Below are 21,619 nucleotides of genomic sequence, written 5' to 3'. Positions count from 1 at the left end.
ATCCGCAGATTATGCATGAATATTTAAAATTCTTCGGTACAAATAATCAGCAAGAAATAGATCGTTTTTTGATTTATGAAAGAGATCTAATGTTTATAATAATTAAAATTATGAGCTATCAATACAAACATTATAATTTAGAGAGAATGAATGAAAAGAATAGTAATAAGCACGCTGCTGTGTTCGATGATGCTGGCATCCTGTTCAAAAAAATAGAGGAACACTCTGCTGAAGCAGTTCAAGAAAACACTGCTGATACGCAAGTTGATATGCAAGAAGCAGCTGAACCAAATACTTTGCCCGTCCAGGAGTAAAAACCTGAGGTCATATTAAATCAAGAGGTTAATTCGGTTGATCTTACTCGTCGTATGGTTCGAGAGGCGCAAGTTAACTTTACCGTTAAAGATGTGGTGAAAAGCAGTTTAGAGTTTGAAAAAATAACCCTTGAAGCTGGCGGATTTATTGAAAGAAAAGATATTGATTTCAATGTGGTTGATCTTAAACGTCAGAATATTTCAGAAGGCAAAGTAAAAGTATTTGAAAAAGTTGAACCTGTATCTTTTATGGTGCTACGTGTACCGAGTGAGCGTGCCCCACATGTTGTTAATCAACTTTTACCTTTAATGTTTTTTTTGAATCAGCAACGCTATAGTGCACAACGTTTTGAATTGAAGCTTCTTCAAGAAAAAATGAATCAAGCACAGACTATTTCAAGTCAAGCACGATCAGCTCATTTGAATGAAATCACACTGCTCACTCAACTCGAAGTTCAAGACCGTGTTAAATTCAGTACGATCAGTTTACAACTGAATCAACCAACACTGGTCCGAGAAAGGGTTGATATTGATATTGATGCAGTGGCGCGATTAAATGGTGATCACTTTATTCAGCGTGTTTGGAATAGCATCAAATATGGCTGGCAATTTGTGCTCGATCTTTTGGTGTTTTTATTAATGATTTGGCCTTTGTATTTGATTGTCTTACTTGGCTTCTTGTTATATCGATGGTTAAAACCTTATTTTGATAAACTCAAATAAGCCCATGCCTCAATTTGGCTGAACTGAAGAAAGAAGTTTGGCCAAATCTTGCATTCCTTCGGTTGCTGATTTTGAGATACATGTATAGTATTGTGGCACACGGCCGAGATCGGCTTTAGGGTCGATATAATACGCATCACAGCTTGGTGAAATACTGTGTACTAAGCCTGCAACAGGATAAACAGCTAAGCTTGTTCCAATCACAACAAAGATTTCAGCTTGCTGGCAAATCACTTCTGCTTCTTCAAAAGCGGGAACGGATTCACCAAACCATACGACATGTGGACGAAGCGGATATCCAGCGTCACAGAAGTCACGAGAAATATCCAGTTCAATTCCTTCAATTGTGTAAAATTTGTCTGTGAATTGAGCATCTGGCCCCGAGGTTTTGGCTAGTCTTATATTTCCATGAAGATGCAGTACTTTTTTACTACCAGCGCGTTCATGTAAGTCATCAATATTCTGCGTGATCACATGGATATCATAATGTTGCTCAAGTGCTGCAATCGCCAAATGTGCTGCATTAGGTTCAGATGCTAAAATTTTTTTTCGCCGTTCATTGTAAAAGCGCTGTACTAAAACAGGATTGTTACGCCAAGCTTCAGGCGTTGCGACGTCCTCTATGCGATGGTTTTCCCAAAGTCCATCGCTATCTCGAAATGTATTGATACCACTTTCAGCACTCATACCAGCACCCGAAAAAATCACAAGCTTTTTTTTAGACTGATTCATCCAATCTCCATCCTATTGATTTTATGCCCACGTATGACGTCTGGATCAACTTAATATTCAAATATTCATTAGAGCTTATATAGTTTGATTCAGAAATTTAGAAATTTCTTGTGCGAATTTAATGGGTTCATTGATCAAAGGCGTATGCCCTGAGCGCTCAAACAGTACGATACGATGATTTTTAACCGATTCAGCAATGAGCTTTTGCCCTTGCGCTGGATAGAGTGCGGATTTAGCGCCGATAAAAAAAGTTGCTGGGCATTCTAACTTTGAGATCGCGGCTCTGTAATCTTCTTTATGGTTTAGATAGTTGTCAATGTACCAACGCATATAGTCGAGACGTTGCATAGGGAGGATTAACTTTTGAATTTTCGGTTGATTGAGCGTTGTTTTAAAAATTTTAGCGCTCAATTGATGATTATCTTGTAAAGATAAAAATTTAACCCAAAGCTCGACTAATTCGCGGCTTAAGTGAGTAGGTAATTCACTCAGGTTTTGATAATTTTCATGTTGATGTAAAAAAGAAGAAAGTTCGATGAGTAGCTTTTTGAACTCTGGATAGCGATCGCCCAATAGCCCGAAACTCCAAGTTTCATCAGAAGGTATTTTAGGGGTTTGATCAATATGCAAGTATGCTTTGATTTGATCAGCAAATTGACCATATTGCATACCATGCATGGCAGTAGTTGCCCCCATAGAATAAGCAATCACTTTATAATGTTGTCTAGGGCGTTGACTGATCAATGCCTGAATATCGTTCCAGTGACTTGAAATAGCATCAGTATCTGGAATTTTACAATGCTTAGACCCACCAAAACCACGCCAGTCAGGAATAATGAATTTATATTTTTTTAAATTAAATGCAAAAAAAGGGATCCACTGCCAACTTTGCATTCCTAAACCAGATAGCACCAAAACAGGTTCACCTTGACCAATTTCACGAACATATAATTTTTCGTTATCATGCATAGTAAAAAATGGCATAGATATATCCTTTATTTTGTATTCATTATTTTCAATTGTGGAATTACACGTTCTAACCAACTGATCCAACCTTGCTCTAGTTCAATGCCTAATTGAAGAATCATTTTATGAATATAGAGTGTACGGTCATCATTATCTTTATTGGCAAAATCTTTATCGTAAATCGCTTGATATATTTTTAACTTATTTTTATGAATCTCTAAATGAGATTCCAATTCTGTCAACACATTATTACCACCTAATTGTGCTTCAGCTCTTAAACGCACCATCAATTCTTCTCTGAGTTGGGCAGGCTCACTATGCTGTACCATCCAATTGGCAAGTTCAGTTCGACCTAGAGCATCAACTTTATATTTTTTCTTTCTCGAGTTTGGATCGCCTTCATCAATAGTCGAAATCCAACCTTTTTTTTGCATAGCATTGAGTTCACGATAGATTTGTTGGTGAGTTGCATTCCAAAAGAATCCCATAGAACGGTCAAAGCGACGCGCAAGTTCAATACCTGTACTTGGTTTTTCAATGAGACTGGTCAACAAAACATGTGCTAAAGACATAAATCATATATCGTAAAATCTTGAATCAACTTTATTATGCAACATGTTGCATAAAAAGCAAAATTAGAATATATATTTATGCAACAAGTTGCATGAAGCACACAATAATAGCAAGCAAACGCGAGCCATGAGGTCAGAATGTCAAATTATCCAAACTTACTTGCACCACTAGATTTAGGTTTTACCACTTTAAAAAATCGTGTATTGATGGGTTCAATGCACGTAGGTTTAGAAGAGGTTGAAGGTGGCTATGAACGTATGGCCGCATTTTATGCTGAGCGTGCTCAAGGACAGGTCGGTCTTATCGTGACGGGGGGAATTTCACCCAACGATGCTGGTGTGACTTTTGCTGGAGGGTCAAAATTAGACTCGATTGCTGAAGCTGAGAAACATAAAATCATTACGCAAGCGGTACATGATGCTGGTGGTAAGATTGCAATGCAGATTTTGCATACTGGTCGATATTCATATCAGCCTGAAAATGTTGCACCATCAGCAATTCAGGCACCAATTAATCCAGTTAAACCTCATGCTTTAAGCTCAGCTGAAGTTCATCAAACCATTGATGATTTTGCAAACTGTGCAAAGCTGGCTCAATATGCAGGTTATGATGGTGTTGAGATTATGGGGTCTGAAGGTTACCTCATCAATGAGTTTATCGCAGCACGTACCAATCACCGTGATGACGAATGGGGTGGGAGTTATGAAAACCGTATTCGTTTGCCTATTGAAATCGTGAAACGTACCCGCGCAGAGGTGGGTGAAAACTTTATTATCATTTATAGACTTTCGATGCTCGACTTGGTTGAGGGCGGTTCAACGCTTGAGGAGGTCATCCATCTTGCAAAAGAAATTGAGAAAGCCGGCGCGACTATCATTAATACAGGTATTGGTTGGCATGAAGCGCGTATACCCACGATTGCAACGAAAGTACCGCGAGCAGCATTTACATGGGTGACAGAAAAGCTAAAAGGTGAAGTCAATATTCCATTGATTACCTCAAATCGTATAAATACCCCTGAAATGGCTGAACACGTGTTAGCTTCAGGTCATGCAGATATGATTTCTATGGCTCGCCCAATGCTTGCAGATGCAGAATTTGTACTAAAAGCTGAACAGGGTAGAAGTGACGAAATCAACACTTGTATTGGCTGTAACCAAGCGTGTTTGGATCATATTTTTTCACTCAGAATTGCGTCATGCTTGGTTAACCCACGTGCATGTCATGAAACTGAACTCATTTTTAAAGAAACCCATACGCCTAAAAAAATTGCTGTCATTGGTGCAGGTCCTGCAGGATTGAGTTTTGCTACTTATGCAGCTGACCGTGGTCATCAGGTCACCATTTTTGAAGCAGCCGATCAAATTGGGGGGCAATTTAATATTGCAAAAACGATTCCAGGAAAGGAGGAGTTTTATGAGACATTGCGTTACTTTAAGCGAAAAATTGAGTTGCAGCCTTTAATTCAATTAAAACTTAACCATACTGCAACTTTTGAAGAGCTCAATACAGATCAGTTTGATGAAATTGTAGTCGCTACAGGTGTGACACCTCGACATTTAGATATTGAAGGAATTGATCATCCAAAAGTGTTGTCTTATATCGAAGTTTTAAGAGAGAAAAAACCAGTCGGACAGCGTGTTGCGATTATTGGTGCTGGTGGTATTGGTTTTGATACTGCTGAGTATCTAACCCATGAGGGGGAAAGTGGAAGCTTGAATCCTCAAAAATTTTATGATGAATGGGGAATTGATACATCATATTCTAATGTAGGAGGTTTAAAACCTGCTCAAGTAGAACAGCCATCACGTGAAATCTACTTATTACAACGTAAGGCCACTTCAGTTGGTGCAGGCTTGGGTAAAACGACGGGTTGGATTCATCGTACTGGATTAAAAAATCGCGATGTAAAAATGATTCCAGGTGCAACGTATAACAAAATTGATGACCAAGGCTTACATATCACAATAAACGAACAAACTACCGTCTTAGACGTGGATCATGTGGTGATTTGTGCAGGTCAAGAATCATATACGGCTATGTTTGATCAACTTGAGCAGGCAGGTAAAAAAGTTCATTTAATTGGTGGGGCGAAAGAAGCGGGTGAACTAGATGCAAAACGTGCGATTCGTCAAGGTGCTGAATTGGCTGCCAAGATTTAAGCCAGAAAATTTCTCTCCTGTATTCTAGATGAAAGTGCGAGAAGAGGATTTGGAGAGGGTACTTAATTAAATGAGATCTCTCCTTGACGCAGTATTCTCCCTTTTCTTCTAAAAGGTTGAAATGATACAACAAAAAGGACATAAAAATGACACTCGAAACCACACAAAAATCTATTCAACGTTGGCACCACATGCTTGAAACGCATGATTTAAGTCTATTGAATGAGCTTTTGTCTGAAGAAGTCGTATTTAAATCACCCGTCGCATTTAAGCCCTATCCAGGCAAACAAGTTGTTACTTTTATTTTGACCAATGTGATTGAGATCTTTGAAAATTTTCGTTATCACCGTGAGTTCTACACAGCAGATGGGCTCAGTGTTGTGCTTGAATTTTCCGCAAATGTGGGTGAAAAAACATTAAAAGGGATTGATATGATCCAGTTTAATGAGCAAGGTCAAATTATTGACTTTGAGGTGATGATTCGGCCTAAAAGTGGTTTAGAAGCTTTGGCGTTGCAAATGGGCCAACGTATGGCTCAATTTTTACCAAAATAAATTAGGCATGTTTTGGCTTATGAATTGGAGTAAGTAAATTCGGAGTCTGTATGAATCTTAATCAGCGTTTCAAGTGGGTGCAGGAATTCACTCAAACCCAATTTGATTATTTTACTGGTGCAGCTATACCTTCAATCTATTTTAATCCGCAAGGTGAGTTAGCGCATGTGATTTCAAACTTGAAACGTCTGCATTATAAATATAGACCAACGCCGTGGCTCTCGAATACGCATGCTCACTTGGTGTATTTTGATAAAATTCGAAAGAAAACCGTAAAATTAGAATATGACTTCATTGAACAGTTAACAATGTCTGATGGGGGAACAACGGGTATTGCTTGGTATGGCATGCATCTGCCTGCGGAAACACCTACTATTTTAGTGCTGCATACCATTACTGGAAGCCCAGCCAGTATGAGAGAATTGGTCAGAGACTTACATCAAGTAACTGGTTGGCGTATTGCATTGTGTTTAAGACGAGGGCATGCAGGTCTACCACTTTCAGTTCCTAAAATTAATCTTTTTGGAAACACGCAAGATCTAAGAGAGCAGATTGAACATATTCAACAGCGCTTACCATATTCTAAATTGTATGCAGTTGGGTCTTCAGCAGGAACTGGATTATTGGTTCGATATTTAGGTGAGGAAGAAAGCTCCACACCAATTCAAGCGGCTTTCGCACTTTGTCCTGGATACAATACGGAAACTGGTTTTTCAAATGTTCATCCTTTTTATAGCCGTTTGATGGCAAAAAAGTTAAATGCACATTTTTTAAAACCTTATGAGCAACATTGGCGAAATTTAGAAAGTTTAAAGCAACTGAGTGTTGCTAAAGATTTATTTGATTTTGAAAAAACATATTATCAGTTCGCTGGATTTGAAAATTATGACGCATATTGTAAAGCGACAAATCCCATCTATGTCTTTGAGAACATTAGAGTGCCGTTGATGATTTTAAATTCGGAAGACGATCCAGTATGCCATATCCGCAATTTAGAGCCTTATAAAGAAGTGATTCAACATATGCCGAACATGGCAGTAGTGACCACAAAAAAAGGAAGCCATTGCTGTTTCTATGAAGGTAATAAAAATCCAGAATCTTGGGCACACAAATTAATTGCAGAATTTTTTTTAGAATTAGAGAAAGCCTGACAATTTTTGTTGTTTATAAATGAATAACAATTTGACTTTCATTTATGTTGACATAAAAAAACCGAGTCTTGTCACTCGGTTTTTTTAAATTCGAAAATTAGTTTTCTAAAGCAGGGGTAGCAGCAGCAATAGCAGCGGCAACAGCATCATCTTCAGATTGAGAACCACCTGTTGATGCACTTGGAGAAGGTGTAGGGCGTTCTACATTTTCAACAGCTGGTGCTGGGGCAGGATTCGTTTGTGCAGGAGCATCGCGGTATTCACGACGAATAGTCGCTGACGTATTGTTTGTTTCCTGATGCTCAATTTCAACTTGAGTTGGTGGCTCAGGTTCGATTTCTGGTTCAGAAATCTCAATGTTCTCAATTTGTTCTGCCTGTTCAGTTGTTTCAACAGTTTGTTCCTGTTCTTCTTCCTTAGGCGCTTCTTTTTTTACACATGCAGTAACGAGGAGTGCAGATAAGATTGCACCACCGATTAAAAATTTTTTATTCATAGTTGCTCAAAACAAACTAGCTAGATCGACTGACGTAGTATAACAGCAAATTAACAGATGAAAATCACTGAAAGTGTGCGTGAATCTTTATTGGAAATGATGATAGAATAACCAATTGTTTATTGTTCTTTGAATTGATGCGGATTGACTTTGCTTTATAGGTACAGAGTAAAGTAAAATTGCGCAACATTGCAGGCCGATTTAGGCTCGATTGTACGAGAAACCCAATGACCCATTTTATTTTCGTTACTGGTGGTGTTGTTTCATCACTAGGTAAAGGTATTTCAGCTGCTTCAGTTGCTGCACTTTTAGAAGCCCGTGGATTAAAAGTAACCATGGTGAAAATGGATCCATATATTAATGTCGATCCAGGGACGATGAGCCCGTTCCAACATGGTGAAGTTTTTGTCACAGAGGATGGTGCGGAAACTGACTTAGACTTGGGTTATTACGAACGTTTCTTGCGTCGTGCGAAAATGACCAAGCTTAATAACTTTACATCTGGTCGCGTGTACCAAGACGTTTTAAATAAAGAGCGTCGCGGTGATTACCTTGGTGGAACAGTTCAAGTTATTCCACACATTACAGACAATATTAAAGAACGTGTTCTTCGCGCTGGCGAAGGCTATGACGTTGCTATTGTTGAGATTGGCGGTACAGTAGGTGACATTGAATCTCTCCCATTCATGGAATCTGTTCGTCAGTTAATGGTTGAACTTGGTCACAAACGCACAATGCTGATGCATTTAACGTTGTTGCCATATATCAAGTCAGCTGCAGAGTTGAAAACAAAACCAACTCAGCACTCAGTGAAAGAATTACTCTCAATCGGTATTCAACCAGATATTTTGATCTGTCGTACTGAACACGATGTTGATGCTGATACAAAGCGTAAAATTGCGTTGTTCACGAACGTAGAAGCTCGTGCAGTTGTGGTGTGTAAAGATGCACGCACAATTTACGAAATTCCACGTACGTTCTATGAACAAGACGTTGATGATTTAATTTGCGAGCGTTTTGGTTATAACGATTTACCAGAAGCCGATCTTTCAGATTGGGATAATGTCGTAGAAGCACTGTTAAATCCTGAGTACACTGTTCGTGTTGCGATGGTGGGTAAATATGTTGAACTTCCAGATGCTTATAAATCTGTAAACGAAGCACTTTTACATGCAGGTATCCAAAACCGCGTTAAAGTTCAAATTGATTATGTCAATGCCGAAGAACTAGAAAGCCAAGATGTAGCAGAAGTGTTGAAAGATGCTGACGCAATCTTAGTTCCTGGTGGTTTTGGCGAGCGCGGTACTGAAGGTAAGATGCAAGCGATTAAATTCGCACGTGAGAATGGAATTCCATTCCTTGGTATTTGCTTAGGTATGCAACTTGCGGTCATTGAATACGCACGTAATGTTGCTGGTATTGCAGATGCAACCTCAACAGAATTTAACCGTTCAACTAAATCGCCTTTAATTGGTTTAATTACGGAATGGTTAGACGAACGTGGTGAAGTACAGCAACGTTCTGTAGATTCTGACCTTGGTGGAACAATGCGTCTTGGCGCTCAAAAATCAGAATTGGTTGAAGGCACTAAAACTGCAGAAGTGTATGGTTCAGTAGAAATTATTGAACGTCATCGCCATCGTTACGAAATGAATAATCGTTATATTCCTACTTTAGAAGAAAAAGGTATGAAAATTTCTGGTTATTCACCAATCCAACGTTTAGTTGAAACTGTTGAAATTCCTCAACATCCTTGGTTTATTGCTGTACAATTCCACCCGGAATTTACAAGTTCTCCACGTGATGGTCATCCATTATTTGCTGGTTTTATTGATGCTGCTAAAAAACAGTATCAAAAATCGAAATAATGAATGTCTTAGGACATAACTAGGAAGTTTAAATGTCACAATTAAAAGCACAAGAAATTGTACGTTTAGGCGATATACAAATGGCAAATCATTTGCCATTTGTATTATTCGGCGGAATGAATGTACTTGAATCAAAAGATTTAGCTTTTGAAATTGCAGAAACTTATGTTGATATTTGCAAACGTTTGGATATTCCATATGTTTTCAAAGCAAGCTTTGATAAAGCAAATCGTTCGAGCTTAAATTCTTTCCGCGGACCTGGTCTTGAAAAAGGAATTGAGTGGTTAGCTGACATTAAAAAACATTTTAATGTTCCGATCATTACAGATGTTCATGAACCATATCAAGCAGCACCTGTGGCTGAAGTGGCTGACATCATTCAATTACCTGCTTTCCTTAGCCGTCAAACAGATCTTGTTGAGGCGATGGCAAAAACTCAAGCCATTATCAATATCAAAAAAGCGCAATTCTTAGCACCGCATGAAATGCGTCATATCTTGCATAAATGTTTGGAAGCCGGGAATGACAAGCTGATTTTATGTGAGCGTGGCTCAGCATTTGGTTACAACAACTTAGTTGTCGATATGCTTGGTTTCGACATCATGAAAGAAATGAATGTGCCAGTCTTCTTTGATGTGACACATGCACTTCAAACCCCAGGTGGTCGTGCAGATTCAGCAGGTGGCCGTCGCGCACAAATTACGACATTAGCGCGTGCGGGTATGGCTACAGGTCTAGCAGGTCTTTTTCTGGAAGGACATCCTGATCCAGAAAAAGCAAAATGTGATGGACCTTGCGCTCTTCGAATGTCTCAACTTGAGCCATTCTTAGCTCAGCTTAAAGAATTGGATACCTTGGTTAAAGGTTTCAAAAAATTAGATACACACTGATGCAGCGTTAGACGCATCGTTTTATTAATCAACTGAGGAATTGTTCATGAGCCAAATCGTTGACATTCGTGCACGTGAAATTTTGGACTCTCGTGGTAACCCAACCATCGAAGCAGACGTTATCTTAGCATCTGGCGTAGTTGGCCGTGCATGTGCACCATCTGGTGCTTCAACTGGTTCTCGTGAAGCTTTAGAACTTCGTGATGGCGATAAAGCACGTTACTTAGGTAAAGGTGTTAAAACAGCTGTGAACAACGTAAACACGTTAATCCGTGACGCGTTAGTGGGTAAATCAGTATTCGAACAAAAAGACATCGATAATACGATGATCGCTTTGGACGGAACTGAAAACAAAGAAAAATTAGGTGCGAACGCAACTTTGGCAGTGTCTTTGGCTGCTGCGCGTGCTGCTGCTGACGAAAAGAAAATTCCTCTTTTCCAATACATCGCAGACCTTCGTAACAACAGCATTTTAACAATGCCTGTTCCAATGATGAACATCTTAAACGGTGGTTCACATGCTGACAACAACGTTGATATCCAAGAGTTCATGATTGAGCCAGTTGGCTTCACTTCATTCTCTGAAGCACTTCGCGCAGGCGCAGAAATCTTCCATTCTTTAAAATCAGTTTTAAAGAAACAAGGTTTAAATACTGCTGTTGGTGATGAAGGTGGTTTCGCGCCGAACTTACGTTCAAACGAAGAAGCAATCACAGTTATCCTTGAAGCGATTGAAAAAACTGGCTACAAAGCGGGTTCTGACATTATGCTTGCGCTTGACTGTGCATCTTCAGAATTCTACAAAGATGGTCAGTACATCCTTGCTGGTGAAGGCAATAAAGCATTCACAAACAACCAATTCTCTGACTACCTTGCAGGTCTTGTAAACCAATATCCAATTATCTCTATTGAAGATGGTTTAGATGAATCTGATTGGGAAGGTTGGTCTTACCTAACTTCGATTCTTGGCGACAAGATTCAATTGGTTGGTGATGATTTGTTTGTTACAAATCCTAAAATCCTTCAACGTGGTATCAACGAAAAAGTTGGTAACTCTATCCTGATTAAGTATAACCAAATCGGTACGTTGACTGAAACTTTAGATGCGATCTATCTTGCTAAAGCAAATGGTTACTCTACAGTGATTTCTCACCGTTCTGGCGAAACTGAAGATTCTACAATTGCGGATCTTGCAGTAGGTACTGGTGCTGGTCAAATCAAAACTGGCTCACTTTGCCGTTCTGACCGTGTAGCGAAATACAACCAATTACTTCGTATTGAAGAATTAACGAATGCTATTTACCGCGGTAAAGCTGAGTTTAAAGGTTTAAATTAATCGTTTAGATTATTTTGAATTTCAAAAAACCACTCTGTAAAGAGTGGTTTTTTTTGTTATTAAGCTATGAAATAAAAAGTGTAAATATAATGACTCTAGAATATTCAATAACTTTTGATATTTAACAGTACATATTTTTAAAAGAAATCAATCAATGTGAATTTGTTTAACATTTGCATATTTAACACAGTTACACATACTACCTTTCTTTGTTTTAGGGTATATTAGTGCTCTAATTTCATGATGTTAACTAAGCCTCAAATATAATGTTAGACGTCTTTAAAACTACTTCAAGTAAAGTGATTTTGCTGGTGGCAATAATTTTAATTGCCATCTTTCAATATCGCTTTTGGCTCGGTGAAGGAGGATATTTCCCTCATCAGGCGCTACTTCAGCAAATGAATCAACAAGCTGAAACAAATGAAGAGTTAAAAGAGCGTAATCGTATTCTGGCTGCTGAAGTATATGATCTAAAAAATGGTGTAGAGGCGATTGAAGAACATGCACGTTTAGATCTTGGCTTAATTAAGCCTCATGAAACTTTTATTCAAATGAGTACAATCAGTACGAATTACAAGCCGATTTACATCGACCCAAATGCTAACGTAGATTTAAGAACCAATGAGTCTAGACAACCTGAATCTGAACAACCGTAAATTATGGGCTATTATTCCGGCAGCAGGTTCTGGTAGTCGATTTTCCAAATCAGCGTTAAAGCAATATCAAATTATCCAGAATAAAACTATACTTGAGCATACTGTAGAACGTATTGCTCAATTGCCTATTGCTGGCTATGTGTTGGCAATCTCAGAGCATGACCAATTTGCTCAGACACTTCAATTTGCTAAATCAGAAATCCTTCATTTCTGCTTAGGTGGTCAGGAGAGGGTTGATTCTGTACTTAACGGTTTAAAGTATTTAACCAATATTGCAGATGAAAATGATCTGGTGTTTGTGCATGATGCTGCTCGACCTTGTGTCAGCTTGAGCAATTTAGAGTCTTTAATTCGCCATGTTATCGAATCTAAGCATAGCGCAATTTTAGCAACGCCTGTACGTGATACTTTAAAAAGAGTAGATCAGTCGAGTGCCATTGAAAAAACTGTTGATCGAAGTGCATTGTGGCAAGCACAAACTCCACAATTGTCGACCATTAAATTGCTAAAAACCTCGATTGAACATGCATTAACTCACAAGATCACAATCACGGATGAAGCGAGTGCGCTTGAATATGCTCATCATCCAGTAGATGTGGTGATTGGACGATCTGATAATATTAAAATTACTTATCCTGAAGATTTAGAACTTGCTCGTCTGATTCTTCAGTCACAGTCTGACTCGAAATAATTTAGTTTTATGTTTGGGACTTTGCTTAAATAGCCAAAACATTGTCTTATAATAACGCCACTTAGAATATGCAATTCAGCCAATGATACCTTCACAACAGTACCGTTTTTTGCGTCATGCCTTGAGAGATGGACGAACAATCAAACATGATTCGTCACGTTGGACTAAATTACATTTAGATCCATGGTTACTTGGTTTTTTGATATTAAACGCAGCTTTTGGACTCATGGTTGTTTATAGTGCAACCAATCATGATTCAAGCATGGTGATTCGTCAGGCGACCAGTTTTGGTATCGGTTTTATTTTGCTGTTTATTTGTGCACAAATTCCTCCAAAAGTTTATCAAATTGTCAGTCCTTATCTGTATGCATTTTCGATTGTGCTTCTGCTTTTGGTATTGCTAATTGGTGATGTCCGCTTAGGCGCAAAACGCTGGATTTCTATTCCTGGATTAGGGAGTGTGCAGCCCAGTGAATTTATGAAATTTACGATGCCACTCATGATGGCTTGGTTTTTCAGTCTGCGGACTTTACCACCCAAATTTATGCATATTCTCTTTGCTTTATTTCTGATGATGATTCCTTTTGTTTTAGTCGCATTACAGCCTGACTTAAACATTGGATTAATTATTCCCGGAATTTTTGTCATTTTTTTAAGTGGTATTTCTTGGCGTTTGATTGGGGCTGTGGTCGCTGGGTTTGCAGTGGTTGCACCATTATTATGGAATTTCTTTCTACAGGAATACCAAAAAAAGCGAATTTTAACTTTATTTGATCCTGAATCAGATCCGCTAGGTGCAGGGTGGAATATCATTCAGTCTAAAATTGCGATTGGTTCTGGTGGACTATTTGGTAAAGGTTTTAATGAAGGAACACAGTCTCATTTAGGTTATCTCCCCGAACATCATACAGACTTTATTATGTCTGCTTATGCAGAGGAATTTGGCTTTTTTGGTGTGTTCGTATTATTTGTTATTTTTGCTGCGATCATTATTCGTTGTTTGATTATTTCCATGAACAGCTTCCATAATTTTGGACGTCTTTATGCCGGTGCGGCAGGTTTAACTTTCTTTTTCTTTGTGTTTTTGAACAGTGGAATGGTGAGTGGAATACTTCCAGTAACGGGTGATCCATTGCCACTCATGAGTTATGGTGGTACGGCAGTCATTGCAACGCTTGCAGGTATGGGCATTGTAATGTCTATACATACTCATCGCTAAAACATCTAGGGTTGACAGCAAATTTTCAACTCACATTCTGCTTACTCTCACATCTATTGAAACTTTGAGCTTCAATGATTGCTCTAATCAGTCATTACACTTTTATGCTGAAGAAGATGAAAGTGTAGATGGAAGTTGATCTATGCTATTTGAGAGAGTAACTCTAAAATAATTAACTTATTTCCTCATTTTTTTGTAATAACTAAATTTTTATCGATGGTAGAGAAAATTTGAGCTAAACAATGATCTTTGTAACGTTTCCCAAGCTAAAAATTCCTGTCTTAGCTGTTGTCTTAAACTTGGTGATCCATTTGTATAAAAATATTTTTTAAAATTGATTTTCGTAGATGTATAAAAAAATTAACTATGGCATATTAATTGCTGAATAAGAATTAAACGAATATTGCAGGAGAGAGGTCTTCTGTAGATCCGCCGAAGGAGCAACGACCCCGGAATCTCTCAGGCAAAAGGACTGTAATTATTCTCAATCATCTGGAGAGAAGTCTAATGATGTTTAGACTCACCGAAGGGGATGGAAATAATCATATGTTATGAAGATTTCCGAAGCTCTCAGGTACCGTGACAGATGGGGCATTGAAAATATAAAATTTTCAAGGAGCTTTTATGTCACATATTATGGTGATTGGTGCTGGCATTACAGGAATAACCACTGCCTACGAATTGTTAGAACTTGGTTATCAAGTCACGATTTTGGATAAAAACTTATACCCAGCAATGGAGACTTCATTTGCGAATGGAGGTCAACTCTCTGCATGTAATGCAGAGGTGTGGAATCAGAAAGCAACGGTACTGAAGGGTATCAAGTGGATGACCCAAAAAGATGCACCATTATTACTCAACCCATCTTTTGATTTGCATAAATACGCTTGGCTGATTGAATTTATGGGTAATATCAAGCATTACGAAGCCAACACACAAGAAACGGTAAGGCTGGCATTATTGGCAAGAAAACGGCTATTCGAAATTGCACAGAAAGAAAATATTCAATTCGATTTGGAAAAGCGTGGAATTTTGCACTTTTATCATAATCAGCAGGATTATGATGTCGCAATAAGAGTGAATGATTTGTTATGCAAAGGTGGATTAGAGCGTCACGCAGTTACAAATGGAGAAATTCACAGTATTGAACCAAGTTTGAAGGGAGAATATTACGGTGGTTTTTATTGTCCTGACGATGCCTCAGGAGATATACACAAATACACCAGGCATTTAGCCCAAGTGGTGGCGAATAAAGGTGGGAAATTTTTATACGGTGTAGAAGTTGAAGATTTAAATCTGGATCATTCAACAGAACAAGTTTCAGCTAAATATCGGGCTTGTGATCCCAAAAATAAAGATATACCCGATGGATTTATTCAAGCTGATGCAATGGTTATTTGTGGTGGAGTTGGAAGCTATCATTTAGCACAACAGGCTGGAGATCGTGTCAATGTTTATCCGGTGAAAGGGTATTCGATTACAGTTCAGCTGAATGATGAACATAGCCAACAACATGCACCATGGGTAAGTTTATTGGATGAAAGTGCAAAAATCGTGACGTCGAGATTAGGTCGAGGTCGTTTAAGAATTGCTGGTACTGCGGAATTTAATGGCTATAACCGAGACATCCGTATGGATCGCATACAACCTTTGGTTCATTGGGTGAATCGTAATTTTGATATTTCAACTGAGCATTGTGTCCCTTGGGCTGGATTAAGACCGATGATGCCGAATATGATGCCAGTGGTAAGACAAGGAAAGCATCCGAGAGTCTTTTATAATACCGGTCATGGGCATCTGGGTTGGACGCTGTCAGCTGCAACTGCTGCAATGATCAGTTTAGAAATTTCACAGAAAATAGCGGCTTAATGAAAAGCCACAATAGCATGAAAGCTATTGTGGCAAATACATTTATAGTCGAGTGAAAACTTGATCTGCATTCAAACGAGATTTAGGTAATTTGGCATTAAAATCTTTTTCACTTCGATAACCAAGCGCCAATAGCACTGATGGAATCAGGCCTTTTGCGTCAAGATTTAACTCTTCAGCGATAATTTTTTCATCGAATCCTCCAATTGGAGTGGCATCGATACCTTCTAAACCTGCAGCAAATAAGGTTTGCCCAAGTGCAATAAAAGTTTGATTTTCAGACCAGCGCTGGATATCGCCTTTTTCGTTGCGATAATAATCAACATAGCCTAAACGCGTATCTTTTTGAGCTTGTTTTGCTTGGTCATCTTTAAAACGACCGCTGATTTCATCTTGATTTAATAATTGATCTAGATGAGAGTCTGTAATGTCTTTATGCGTACAAAACAGAATGGTGTGTGAAGATTCAAGGACTTTTGGTGCATTATAAACATACTTACCAACCAGTGCTTTAGCAATGCGCTGTTTGGCTTCATCAGTTTCGATAACAAAGAAATGCCATGGTTGAATATTGATAGATGAAGGTGCGAGCCTTAAAGATTCCAATAATTTTTCAAACTTTTCTTGAGGGATCTTTTTTGAAGAATCGTATGCTTTGGTGGTGTAGCGAGATTGGGAGATGTTTAACAGATCCATATTATCCTCCGATTATTAACAATATATTCATCTAAAAATTTTAAATGAGTCCGAACTGAAATATTTTCTATAGTTGATGCTAAATGATATGAAAGGCCTGACTTGTCTTTAAATCAATAGGAATATTTTAAATCAGTATATTTTTCTAATGACATTGCAATTTGTTGATTGATGAATGCGCGTACATCTTCTTCAGTCATAGGCTGACCATTCTTACTGATATTATGTTCAATCGGAGCTTGGTCTGCGGCTTTAATTTTATAGACAAGGTTGGTGATCAATTTGTAATCGTTATTATGGTTTACGATGTTAGTCACATATTGATATGAATGCTCAAAGTTGAGGTCTTGATGAGAAAATATAAATTGTTCAAAAATTGTCAATGCAGCGCCATCAGCAAGATTTTGGAGTTCATCAATAATTGTGGCATCTAGGCGTACATCATAACGTTCTGAGATTGCTTTACCATCGATTAATAATGACACTTTATCATCTTCATGGTGTTGTACAGTGATATTGCTGAAATTAGACATCATAAACTCACAAATTTATTTGAACTTTAATTATCAAGTCTTATGATTTTAATTCAAGGTGCACATGCTCAAATAATGTAGGATTGAGAATTGAGTATTTGTTCTGATACAAAATTTTTAATTTAAAATTCTTGTAGCTTGATGACTAAACTACAAGAATTGATCAATATGGATTAAAAATAATAGCCTAAGCTTAAGTAGGTCAAATTATTCCATATGTTTTCACTACCTTCTGCATAGCCATCAGCAACAGGGCCGAACACAGTATCATTCTTAGAAGTAATGTTTTCTAAATAAAATTGAAAATTCTTCTTATATTTAACAGTTACACCATTAATGAATCGTTCAGAATCATTAAAATCATTTGATTTTTTAAAATAGCGTGAGTAGTTAGAATAAAATAATGGTTGGTTGAAGTTTTTATAACTTGAAGCTAAAGTATAATTAATTTCGGTTGATAAAAAATTAGCTTCATTCGCTACATTATATTGACCATCAAAAAATCCAAAAGTTGAAACATCATTGAATGTTTTATCTTTATTATTAATACTTTGGTTGCCGTATATTAAGTTAAATCCAAAATTATTAAATTTAGTATTTTGAAATACACTCCATACTTGACGGTCACCAGTTTGATTACTTATTTTATTATCAAGCTCACTATATAAGTAAGAACCACCTATTTTAATATGCACTGGAGTATCATTAATTTGGTAATGGAGTTCTTTGTCAGCTTTAAGGGCAATGGTATGCTTTTCATCTAATTGAGTTCCATTGGTAAATTCAGGTTCAACAGTTAAATTACTTGAATAGTGTGCAGAGTTTTTACTTTTACCAGTATAGCTCCCAGCATCATGAAAGAAATATGCTGCTGTTAGATTTAAATCTTTAGGGGAGTATTGATAGCTGATACCCCAATTATTTAAATCTTCCAAGCCTAAATGGTAGAGTTGAGTAAGATTATAGGTGCTACTTTGATATCTGCCTAAGCCGACTGGTACAGATTGTAGACCTGCTTTTATATGGTGATCTTGTTGTACTTCATAATCAATCCAAGCATTGACCGGTAAATGAATACCACTTAATTTCCCATAAGCTTGATAAATTCGATAGTCTAAATGTCCCGTAATGTTGTCATTTTTATAATTGAGCCATAGAACTGCATCAGCAAAATCAATGGTATTACCACTGTCTGGTAAATAATCATTGTGGGTATATTTGAGTCGAATGGTTCCATTCAAATCGAAATCAGTTTTGTTTTCTTCGGCATATGAGAATGCCGATACAGCAGAGAGTAAGCTGGTTAATATTAAGGATTTTTTTAGCATGATTAGGTTGTAAGGCATTATGATTTTTGTATTGTAAATAACTGTTTTAAAAAGAAAAATATTAAAATATCATAAGTTATTTTTAAAAAAATATATACAAAAATTAGGACAAAAGAGCCCTTGGGCTCTTTCATATTTTGGAATGTAATGAATTAATTTTTTGACACAGGACTCAAAATTCCTTTGACATTGACGTCATCGGTTGTTTTTAAATATTCTTCAATTCGTGGATCAGAGAATACTTGCTGTAATTTTTTAATTTGAGGATTATCTTTATGTTTTTCAGCAATCACTAAGCGCGCTGCAAAGGTGCGAGGTGCTGCAGGGAAGAGAATTCCTTTACTACGAGAGACTTTACCAGCATCAAATTGAGCAACATAGCCAATCGCTGCATCTACAGAATCTAGAGTTCGAGCAAGCGAAAGTAATTCAATTTCTTTAAAATCGAAGTTTCGTGGATTTTCTTTAATATCTTTTAAGCGTGCTGTACGTGGTTCAATGCTTGGATCAAGTTTAATTAAGCCTTCACGCTCTAAAAGCCACAATGCTTGAGCCTGATTTGCCAAATCATTTGGAATCGCAAAACTAGCACCTTGAGGAATATCCTTAACATCTTTATATCGATCTGAATAAATCGCAAAAGCCCATTGATAAATTTCAGTTGTTGGAATGAGTTTAAAACCATTAGCATCGGTTACTTGTTTCAACCACCATTGGTGTTGATGAATCGTTGCTGCAAACTCCCCATCATTCACCGCACGATTAGCTTGTACAGAATCTTGAACACCAACAGCTTCAAGCTTAATGCCATAATCAGGTGCAATATTTTCATTGGCATATTCAATTAGATTTTTTTCACCAATCATAGCAGGCTCATAGTGAACCTTTAAAACATCATCAAAAGATGCATTCTTCTCATCTGATTTAGAAAGATTGAACCAAACAATCACTCCTATAATCAAAACGACTAGTGCACCCAATATGAAAGGGAGTTTAGATTTTTTCTTTATTTCAAAGTTATGTTGTTTAGAACTCATGGTTTAACTCATTAATGATTTTTGAGAGAAGCGCTAATACGATTACCCGTGAATTGAACAGCTTGGATCGTGATAATAAGCGTGATAATTGTTGCGATCATGATGTGATGATCAAATCGCTGATAACCATATAAAACAGCAAGGTAACCAATGCCTCCAGCACCGATAGTGCCAGCGATTGCAGAGTATTCGATCATCACGATTAAATTTAATGTCGCAGCAGAAACTAAACTTGGTAGTGATTCTTTAAGCTGAACTTGATGAATAATTTGTAAAGGAGTACCACCAGAAACACGCCCAACTGAAGTAATTTCAGGCGGTAATTCATTCAGTGCGTTTTCGACTAAGCGCGCGAAGAAAGGAATCCCTGCAATAGTCATAGGTACGACAGCAGCTGCAATACCAATAGTTGTGCCTGTAAGCCATTTTGTTAAAGGTATAATGGCTGCCATGAGCACTAAAAATGGAAGTGATCGACCTATATTCACTATGCTGCTTAAGACTGCATAAAGTTTAGGATTTTCAAATAATCCACGGTTAGAGCTATTAAATAATGCTATTCCTATGATTCCGCCAAAAATAATGACTAAAGTCATTACGATGCCGACCATTGTCCAAGTTTCTAAATAAGCTGGAATGATCATGCTTGGAATATCAGCCCAAGCAGTATTTTGATTTAAAACAATATCATTAGACATCTTTCATCCTCACGCCGCTTGGCCAGCTTGTACATTAAGTTTATGAATAGGAGCGTAATGAATATTGAGTTGGTCTAATCTGGAATAAATTTTTTCTGCATGAGCAGCAAATACATGTTCAGGAAGACTAAAAACTGTTTTACCTACTGTATAGCCATTAATGGATTCAACTGTTGAGGCATTAATTTCAAAAGATAAATTGAGTTCAATACTGATTTGAGTCAACCAATCTAAAGGTGTTCCTTTTTTTGTGGAATACGTTGCATTGATAACAATATGATCTGCACTTATAGATGCTGATTTAGGTGTAGGAAATATTTTCGAACCAACATTTGATTCTGGATCTAAAACTAAATCAATAATTGGACCTTGCTCTACTATTTCACCGTGAGAGAGCACTGCAACTTCATCAGCAATTTGACGAACAACATCCATTTCATGCGTGATGAGAATGACCGATAAACCAAGTTCGTCACGAAGCTCAGTTAATAATTTCAATATGGATTGTGTGGAATCAGGATCTAGGCCTGATGTCGCTTCATCAGCTATAACAATACTTGGCTGTAATGCAAGTGCTCGTGCGATACCCACTCGTTGCTGCTGACCACCAGAGAGTTGATTTGGGTAGTGATGAGCCCGATCCATCAATTTGACATTTTCAAGTAAATATTCAACACGTTCTTGAATTTGATTTTCAACGACGCCTAAAAATTCGAGTGGTAATGCTATATTTTCGGCAGCTGTTCTTCTTTTGAGTAACGATGCTGATTGAAACACTAGGCCAATTTTTTGACGTTGTAATCGAAGTTCTTCAGAATTTAGATGATTTAATTTAATTCCATCAAGTATCAGCTCACCATGAGATGGTTTTTCTAACAAGCTTAGACATTTCGACAATGTTGATTTTCCAGAACCACTCGGACCAATGATCGCCGTGATTTTTCCTTTCAAAATTTTTAGATTTATATCCTTGAGGACATGAGCCTCACCACCATTTTTTAGGGGATAGCTTTTAGAAAGATTTTTGATTTCAAACATTGCTGAAAGTTTCAAAACAATAGAAGTTGTTGAAATATATTGTTTTAAATTTAATTTTAAAAATATTATTTTATGGATTTTATATGTAA

At 37.5% G+C, this 21,619-nt stretch carries 22 protein-coding genes and 1 riboswitch; of the genes, 12 read left to right on the top strand and 10 right to left on the bottom strand.

Annotated features, from left to right (window positions below):
• Both AC1M9P_RS10245 and AC1M9P_RS10240 read left to right on the top strand, forming a co-directional pair.
• A partial coding sequence (locus AC1M9P_RS10245) for a hypothetical protein (RefSeq protein ID WP_481587532.1) occupies positions 1 to 314 on the top strand: 314 nt, incomplete at its 5' end.
• 54 nt (positions 315 to 368) lie between these two features.
• Positions 369 to 1,037 carry a DUF4349 domain-containing protein gene (locus AC1M9P_RS10240; RefSeq protein WP_481587531.1) on the top strand — a complete coding sequence of 223 codons (669 nt, stop codon included), beginning with the start codon at positions 369 to 371 and terminating at the stop codon, positions 1,035 to 1,037.
• A gap of 9 nt (positions 1,038 to 1,046) precedes the next feature.
• On the opposite strand, the gene AC1M9P_RS10235 is transcribed toward AC1M9P_RS10240, so the two are convergent.
• From AC1M9P_RS10235 to AC1M9P_RS10225, 3 genes are all read right to left on the bottom strand, one after another.
• Positions 1,047 to 1,769: an SIR2 family NAD-dependent protein deacylase gene (locus AC1M9P_RS10235; RefSeq protein WP_481587530.1), complete on the bottom strand. Its 723-nt coding sequence runs from the start codon at positions 1,767 to 1,769 to the stop codon at positions 1,047 to 1,049.
• Between the two features lie 75 nt (positions 1,770 to 1,844).
• Complete coding sequence (locus tag AC1M9P_RS10230) at positions 1,845 to 2,753, bottom strand: alpha/beta fold hydrolase (RefSeq protein ID WP_481587529.1); 909 nt, start codon at positions 2,751 to 2,753, stop codon at positions 1,845 to 1,847.
• An 11-nt stretch (positions 2,754 to 2,764) separates the two neighbouring features.
• Positions 2,765 to 3,307, bottom strand: a complete 543-nt coding sequence (locus AC1M9P_RS10225; RefSeq protein WP_481587528.1) for a PadR family transcriptional regulator — start codon at positions 3,305 to 3,307, stop codon at positions 2,765 to 2,767.
• A gap of 138 nt (positions 3,308 to 3,445) precedes the next feature.
• On the opposite strand from AC1M9P_RS10225, the gene AC1M9P_RS10220 reads away from it, so the two are divergent.
• The 3 genes from AC1M9P_RS10220 (at position 3,446) to AC1M9P_RS10210 (ending at position 7,175) form a co-directional block, all read left to right on the top strand.
• The gene (locus AC1M9P_RS10220) at positions 3,446 to 5,470 is read left to right on the top strand and encodes a 2,4-dienoyl-CoA reductase FMN-binding domain-containing protein (RefSeq protein WP_481587527.1); all 2,025 of its coding nucleotides are present in this window, start codon (positions 3,446 to 3,448) and stop codon (positions 5,468 to 5,470) included.
• Positions 5,471 to 5,616: 146 nt separating this feature from the next.
• Positions 5,617 to 6,024: a nuclear transport factor 2 family protein gene (locus tag AC1M9P_RS10215; protein WP_481587526.1), complete on the top strand. Its 408-nt coding sequence runs from the start codon at positions 5,617 to 5,619 to the stop codon at positions 6,022 to 6,024.
• 50 nt (positions 6,025 to 6,074) lie between these two features.
• On the top strand, positions 6,075 to 7,175 hold the full coding sequence (locus tag AC1M9P_RS10210; protein ID WP_481587525.1) for a YheT family hydrolase: 1,101 nt from the start codon (positions 6,075 to 6,077) through the stop codon (positions 7,173 to 7,175).
• A 97-nt stretch (positions 7,176 to 7,272) separates the two neighbouring features.
• Here the strand turns inward: AC1M9P_RS10210 and AC1M9P_RS10205 are convergent, their stop codons facing one another.
• A complete protein-coding gene (locus AC1M9P_RS10205; RefSeq protein WP_481587524.1) occupies positions 7,273 to 7,671 on the bottom strand; it encodes an internalin in 399 nt (132 codons plus the stop codon).
• Between the two features lie 227 nt (positions 7,672 to 7,898).
• Here AC1M9P_RS10205 and AC1M9P_RS10200 point away from each other — a divergent pair, with 227 nt between their 5' ends.
• From AC1M9P_RS10200 to AC1M9P_RS10170, 7 genes are all read left to right on the top strand, one after another.
• Positions 7,899 to 9,539 (top strand): CTP synthase, encoded by a 1,641-nt coding sequence (locus AC1M9P_RS10200; RefSeq protein ID WP_481587523.1) that lies wholly within the window; start codon positions 7,899 to 7,901, stop codon positions 9,537 to 9,539.
• Positions 9,540 to 9,571: 32 nt separating this feature from the next.
• Complete coding sequence (gene kdsA, locus AC1M9P_RS10195) at positions 9,572 to 10,429, top strand: 3-deoxy-8-phosphooctulonate synthase (RefSeq protein ID WP_035263729.1); 858 nt, start codon at positions 9,572 to 9,574, stop codon at positions 10,427 to 10,429.
• Between the two features lie 46 nt (positions 10,430 to 10,475).
• A complete protein-coding gene (gene eno, locus AC1M9P_RS10190) occupies positions 10,476 to 11,765 on the top strand; it encodes a phosphopyruvate hydratase (RefSeq protein WP_180027787.1) in 1,290 nt (429 codons plus the stop codon).
• Between the two features lie 266 nt (positions 11,766 to 12,031).
• On the top strand, positions 12,032 to 12,421 hold the full coding sequence (gene ftsB / locus AC1M9P_RS10185) for a cell division protein FtsB (protein ID WP_035263725.1): 390 nt from the start codon (positions 12,032 to 12,034) through the stop codon (positions 12,419 to 12,421).
• On the top strand, positions 12,387 to 13,112 hold the full coding sequence (gene ispD / locus AC1M9P_RS10180) for a 2-C-methyl-D-erythritol 4-phosphate cytidylyltransferase (RefSeq protein ID WP_481587522.1): 726 nt from the start codon (positions 12,387 to 12,389) through the stop codon (positions 13,110 to 13,112). Before ftsB ends, ispD begins: the two co-directional genes overlap by 35 nt.
• Before the next feature lie 82 nt (positions 13,113 to 13,194).
• The gene (rodA, locus tag AC1M9P_RS10175) at positions 13,195 to 14,331 is read left to right on the top strand and encodes a rod shape-determining protein RodA (RefSeq protein ID WP_092766373.1); all 1,137 of its coding nucleotides are present in this window, start codon (positions 13,195 to 13,197) and stop codon (positions 14,329 to 14,331) included.
• A gap of 396 nt (positions 14,332 to 14,727) precedes the next feature.
• Positions 14,728 to 14,816, top strand: a riboswitch (glycine riboswitch).
• A gap of 139 nt (positions 14,817 to 14,955) precedes the next feature.
• Positions 14,956 to 16,200 carry a D-amino acid dehydrogenase gene (locus tag AC1M9P_RS10170; protein ID WP_481587521.1) on the top strand — a complete coding sequence of 415 codons (1,245 nt, stop codon included), beginning with the start codon at positions 14,956 to 14,958 and terminating at the stop codon, positions 16,198 to 16,200.
• A 42-nt stretch (positions 16,201 to 16,242) separates the two neighbouring features.
• On the opposite strand, the gene nfsB is transcribed toward AC1M9P_RS10170, so the two are convergent.
• The 6 genes from nfsB to AC1M9P_RS10140 all read right to left on the bottom strand — a co-directional run bounded on the left by nfsB (position 16,243) and on the right by AC1M9P_RS10140 (position 21,530).
• Entirely contained in the window at positions 16,243 to 16,896 is a 654-nt protein-coding gene (gene nfsB, locus AC1M9P_RS10165; protein WP_179998114.1) for an oxygen-insensitive NAD(P)H nitroreductase, read from the bottom strand.
• Between the two features lie 113 nt (positions 16,897 to 17,009).
• The gene (locus tag AC1M9P_RS10160; RefSeq protein WP_481587520.1) at positions 17,010 to 17,429 is read right to left on the bottom strand and encodes a hypothetical protein; all 420 of its coding nucleotides are present in this window, start codon (positions 17,427 to 17,429) and stop codon (positions 17,010 to 17,012) included.
• A 173-nt stretch (positions 17,430 to 17,602) separates the two neighbouring features.
• A complete protein-coding gene (locus tag AC1M9P_RS10155; RefSeq protein WP_481587519.1) occupies positions 17,603 to 18,757 on the bottom strand; it encodes a hypothetical protein in 1,155 nt (384 codons plus the stop codon).
• Between the two features lie 152 nt (positions 18,758 to 18,909).
• Positions 18,910 to 19,794 carry a MetQ/NlpA family ABC transporter substrate-binding protein gene (locus AC1M9P_RS10150; RefSeq protein WP_481587518.1) on the bottom strand — a complete coding sequence of 295 codons (885 nt, stop codon included), beginning with the start codon at positions 19,792 to 19,794 and terminating at the stop codon, positions 18,910 to 18,912.
• An 11-nt stretch (positions 19,795 to 19,805) separates the two neighbouring features.
• Positions 19,806 to 20,492: a methionine ABC transporter permease gene (locus AC1M9P_RS10145; RefSeq protein WP_481587517.1), complete on the bottom strand. Its 687-nt coding sequence runs from the start codon at positions 20,490 to 20,492 to the stop codon at positions 19,806 to 19,808.
• A 9-nt stretch (positions 20,493 to 20,501) separates the two neighbouring features.
• Entirely contained in the window at positions 20,502 to 21,530 is a 1,029-nt protein-coding gene (locus AC1M9P_RS10140; protein ID WP_481587516.1) for a methionine ABC transporter ATP-binding protein, read from the bottom strand.
• Positions 21,531 to 21,619 lie beyond the last annotated feature (89 nt).

Source organism: Acinetobacter sp. 25-47-122, assembly GCF_056779695.1.
Note: the sequence above shows the minus strand (reverse complement) of the source record. Positions and strands in the feature narration are given on the sequence as shown.